Consider the following 4,314-nt stretch of genomic DNA (forward strand, 5'->3'; position numbering starts at 1 on the left):
ATCAGCCAGCGCAGGCTGTTCATCACGTCGTAGGGACCGCCGTCGAGCCGGATGTCGTTCGGATTCTCGATCAGCGGCAGCAGCACCTCGGCGATGCGCGAGGCGGCGAGCGGCCCGCCGGCCGCGGCGATCAGCCAGGCCGCCGCCATGGTGGCGGCCAGACCGACGTCGCGGGCGCGGGGGACGTCGCCCTTGTCCATCGCCTCGCGCAGGCGTTTCTCGGTCGGCTCCTCGGTTTTCTGCTCCTCGTCCTGGCCGTCGGACATCCCCGCCTCCTCACCGCCCGCCGAGCCAGCCGGCCAGCGCGGCCAGCGTGGCGGTGACCATGGCGCCGGCCGTCACCAGGAAGACCAGCATCCCGCCGCCGACCATCGCCGGGGTGGCGACGAAATAGACGGGCATGGAGGGCATCACCCGGTTGACCAGGGCCAGCGCCATGTTGGCGATCATGCCGAAGACCAGGAACGGCGCCGCCATCTGAACCCCCAGCCGGAAGGTGACGCCGACGAGCTGGGCGTAGCGCCCCGCCACCAGGCCGGGATCGGGCAGCGTCGCCGCCGGCCAGCTTCCGTAGGAGCGCACCAGCGCGTCGATCATCAGGTAATGCAGGTCGAGCGCGAACAGCAGCGCCAGCCCGGCGATGACCAGCGTGCCCGACAGGATCGACCCGCTCTCGAACCCCGCCGCGTCGGTGCCGAAGGGGTTGGCGAGGCCCATCGCCTGGGCGGCGATGTTGCCGGCGACCTGGAGCGACGCCAGGAACAGCTTGGCCCCCAGCCCGAGGAAGGCGCCGGCCACCGTCTCGGCGAAGATCTGCTCCAGCATCACCGCGGCGTCGGGTGGCAGCCGGTCAGGCAGGCCGGGCACCGTCGGGGTCAGCGCCAGCGCGACGGGAATCGCGATGCACAGCCGGACGCGTGGCGGCACCGCCAGCTCGCCGAAGCCCGGCAGCAGGCTGACCGCCGCGGCGACGCGGGCGAAGACCAGGAAGGCGCGGTAGACCTCCAGGCTGAGCAGGTCGGCGAGCGTGTCCATCACCGCTCCTTCAGACTTGGTCGATCGTCTTGACGGACACCTTGCGGTGCAGCTCGGCGTGGCTGATGACCGGAGTCATTGGGCTGACCCGCTCCAGCAGGGAGCGCACGAAGGGCCGCACCTCCGCCCCGACCAGCAGCGCCGGCCACACCTGCGGCGTGGCGTGCTTCTGGATGGTGATGCGCAGCGCCGTCAGGAACTCCTGCACCTGGGTCGGCGGCATGGCGAAGCGGCGGTCCTCGCCCTCGGCGATGACGCTCTGCTGGAGAGCCTGCTCCCAGCGCGGGGTCAGGACGATGACCGGGACGAAGCCGTCGGGGGCCGTCAGCGACTGGCAGATCTGCTGGCCGAGCCGAGCCCGCACATGCTCGGTGACCAGCGTGATGTTGCGCGTCCAGTTCACCGCCTCGGCGATGGCCTCGACGATGGCCGGCAGGTTGCGGATCGACACCCGCTCCGCCAACAGCGCCTGAAGCACGCGCTGCACCACCACCAGCGTGATGCGCGACGGCACCATGTCGGAAATCAGCTTCTGGTACTCCCGCCCCAGCCCGTCGAGCAGCTTCTGCATGGCGGCAAAGGTCAGCAGGGTCGAGAGATGGTCCTTGATGACCTCGGTCAGGTGGGTGGTGATGACGCTTTCCGGGTCGACCACCGTGTAGCCCTTGGCGATGGCCTCCTCGTGGCGGGCCGGGTCGATCCAGCGGGCCTGGAGGTTGAAGGTCGGCTCCCGCGTCGCCTCGCCGGGCAGGTCGGGGGCGGCGCCGCCGGACGGGTCGATGGCGAGAAGCTGCTTGGGCCGCACCTCGCCGCTCGCCACCTCGACGCCCATGACGCTGACCACATAGCCCTTGGGCGGCAGAAAGCTGCTGTCCTTGATGCGCACCGACGGCAGGATGAAGCCGAACTCCTTGGCGAAGCGCTTGCGCAGCGTCTTCACCTTGCCGGTCAGCGGGCCGTTCTTGTTGAGGATCAGCGGGACGAGGTGGTTGCCGACCTCCACCTTCACCTCGTCCACCTTCAGCATGTCCTCCACCGCCTCCTCCGCCGGGGCGGTGGGCGCCTTGCGGCTTTCCTCCAGCCGGGCGAGTGCGGCGCGGCGCATCTTGCCGCGCATCGCGTACCAGCCCGCCGCGCCAAAGCCACCGCCCAGCAGGACGAAGGGGGCGGCCGGCAGGCCCGGCGTCACGCCCAGCGTGACGAGCAGCCCGCCCGCCACCATCAGCGCCTTGGGATAGCCGCCGAGCTGGGCGAGCACCGCCTGATCGGCGGAACCGACGTTGCCGCCCTTGGTCACCAGCAGGCCGGCGGCCAGCGAGACGACCAGCGCCGGGATCTGCGTCGCCAGACCGTCGCCCACCGTCAGGATGGTGTAGACCGACGCCGCGGATTCGAAGGACATGCCCTGCTGCGCCATGCCGATGGCCATGCCGCCCAGCACGTTGATGGCGGTGACGACCAGCCCGGCCACCGCGTCGCCGCGCACGAACTTCGACGCGCCGTCCATGGCCCCGAAGAAGGTGCTCTCGTCCTCCAGCTCCTTGCGGCGGCGGCGGGCCTCGACGTCGTCGATCATGCCGGCGGACAGGTCCGCGTCGATGGCCATCTGCTTGCCGGGGATCGCGTCCAGCGTGAAGCGCGCCCCGACCTCCGCGATGCGGGAGGCGCCCTTGGTGATGACCACGAAGTTGATGACGATCAGGATGGCGAAGATCACCACGCCGATGACGAAGTTGCCGCCCATGATGAACTGGCTGAAGCCCTCGATCACATGGCCGGCGGCGGACGGGCCGGTGTGCCCGTGGCTGAGGATCAGGCGGGTGGAGGCGATGTTCAGCGCCAGCCGCAGCACCGTGACGACCAGCAGCACGGTCGGGAAAGAGGAAAAGTCCAGCGGCTTGCTGATCCACAGCGAGACCATCAGGATCAGCACGCTGACCGCCAGCGACAGCGTCAGCCCGAGGTCGAGGAACCAGGTCGGCACCGGCAGGAACAGCACGGCCAGCACCAGCAGGATGCCCAGCGCGAACAGCACGTCGCGGTTCGCCAGCCCGGCATCGCCGAGGCTGGTCATCCGGTTGCGAAGGGTGTCCGTGAAAGCCATGCGGGAACTCCAGGGTGCGGCACCGTTGGTACGCTAGCGTCCCGCGGTAAAACCGGCTTTTACGTCGGGGTCAGTCTGCGCCCGGCAGAAGGGGTTTCACCGCCGCGTTGGCGTAGAGGCTGGACAGGAAGGACAGGCGGCCAAGCTCCGCCCGGCCCCAGGCGGGCAGCGCACCGGGGGCGGCTTGGGAACTGGCGGCCTGGGGACCGGCGGCCAGCGTTTTCAGGTAATCCATGGCGCCGGCCACCCAGCGCCGGTTGCCGCCGACCCGCTCGCGGTAGGCCGCCCCGCGCTCCGACTGGGCGGAGTGGTAGCGGGCGATGGCGGCGTCCAGCGATCCTTGCGCGCGGTGCAGGTCGCCCAGGAAGCGCGCGGCGTAGCGGGCGTTGGCGCGCGGGTCGAAGGCGGTGTCGAGGTCAGGGAAGGCGTCGGGGTGCCATTTCAGATTGACCTGGAGGCAGCCCACGTCGATGGAGCGCGTGCCCCGCGCCTGCGCGGCGCGCACGAAGGCGATGGCCTCCTCCCGCGTCGGGAAGTAGCGGGAGGCGCCTTCGGTGTTGACGGTCCAGGGCCAGACGGTGAACAGCCGGTCGGCGGTCATCCGCCCGGCCTCGGTGAAGCCCATGGCGAGCAGCATGTGGTCGGTCACCCCGGCCTCGCGCTCCGCCGCCAGGATGGCGTCGATGCAGGCGGCCTCCGGCGGCAGGCTGCGCGCGGGAAGGACGCGCGGCGCGTAGAGGGCGGTGGACCATGTGCCGATCTGGGCGGCGGGCGGCTTCACCTCCGCTGCCGATGCGGTCCCGGCCAGGAGCAGCGCCGCCAGTCCGGCCAGCCGGCGCATGTCACCGCACCGAGACGATCAGGCTGCCCAGCCGATCGGCGTAGGTGGTGAGCGCGCCGTACATGAAGGGCAGCGCCAGCACGGTGGTGACCAGGATGGCGACGATCTTCGGCACGAAGGTCAGCGTCATCTCCTGCACCTGGGTCAGCGCCTGGACCAGCGAAATCGCCACGCCGACCAGGACCGCGACGACCAGCGGCGGGGCGGCGATCAGCAGCATCGTCCAGATGCCGGTGCGCAGGACTTCCAGCACGTCGGCTTCGTTCATTGGGGGTTCTCCTGGGGGAGCGGTTGCCCTCTTCTACACCACTGCCGCTGTCGACACACTCAGACG

5 protein-coding genes are annotated in these 4,314 nt (G+C 70.4%); all 5 read right to left on the reverse strand.

The genetic code is table 11. From position 1 onward, the window contains the following. A partial coding sequence (locus GBZ26_RS27580; protein ID WP_174441545.1) for an EscU/YscU/HrcU family type III secretion system export apparatus switch protein occupies positions 1-266 on the reverse strand: 266 nt, incomplete at its 3' end. A gap of 10 nt (positions 267-276) precedes the next feature. After that, complete coding sequence (locus GBZ26_RS27585; RefSeq protein ID WP_174441546.1) at positions 277-1,035, reverse strand: flagellar biosynthetic protein FliR; 759 nt, start codon at positions 1,033-1,035, stop codon at positions 277-279. Between the two features lie 10 nt (positions 1,036-1,045). Beyond that, positions 1,046-3,139, reverse strand: coding sequence for a flagellar biosynthesis protein FlhA (gene flhA / locus GBZ26_RS27590; RefSeq protein ID WP_174441547.1), 2,094 nt, complete (start codon positions 3,137-3,139; stop codon positions 1,046-1,048). Positions 3,140-3,209: 70 nt separating this feature from the next. Further along, on the reverse strand, positions 3,210-3,980 hold the full coding sequence (locus GBZ26_RS27595) for a lysozyme family protein (protein ID WP_174441548.1): 771 nt from the start codon (positions 3,978-3,980) through the stop codon (positions 3,210-3,212). 1 nt (position 3,981) lies between these two features. Further along, the gene (gene fliQ, locus GBZ26_RS27600; protein ID WP_035682228.1) at positions 3,982-4,248 is read right to left on the reverse strand and encodes a flagellar biosynthesis protein FliQ; all 267 of its coding nucleotides are present in this window, start codon (positions 4,246-4,248) and stop codon (positions 3,982-3,984) included. Between the last annotated feature and the right edge of the window lie 66 nt (positions 4,249-4,314).

This window comes from Azospirillum formosense (assembly GCF_013340925.1).
GTDB lineage: Bacteria > Pseudomonadota > Alphaproteobacteria > Azospirillales > Azospirillaceae > Azospirillum > Azospirillum formosense.

Coding starts and splice junctions, on each gene's coding strand:
- GBZ26_RS27585 (WP_174441546.1), bottom strand. CDS start 1,035: ATGGACACGCTCGCCGACCTGCTCAGCCTGGAGGTCTACCGCGCCTTC.
- flhA (WP_174441547.1), bottom strand. CDS start 3,139: ATGGCTTTCACGGACACCCTTCGCAACCGGATGACCAGCCTCGGCGAT.
- GBZ26_RS27595 (WP_174441548.1), bottom strand. CDS start 3,980: ATGCGCCGGCTGGCCGGACTGGCGGCGCTGCTCCTGGCCGGGACCGCA.
- fliQ (WP_035682228.1), bottom strand. CDS start 4,248: ATGAACGAAGCCGACGTGCTGGAAGTCCTGCGCACCGGCATCTGGACG.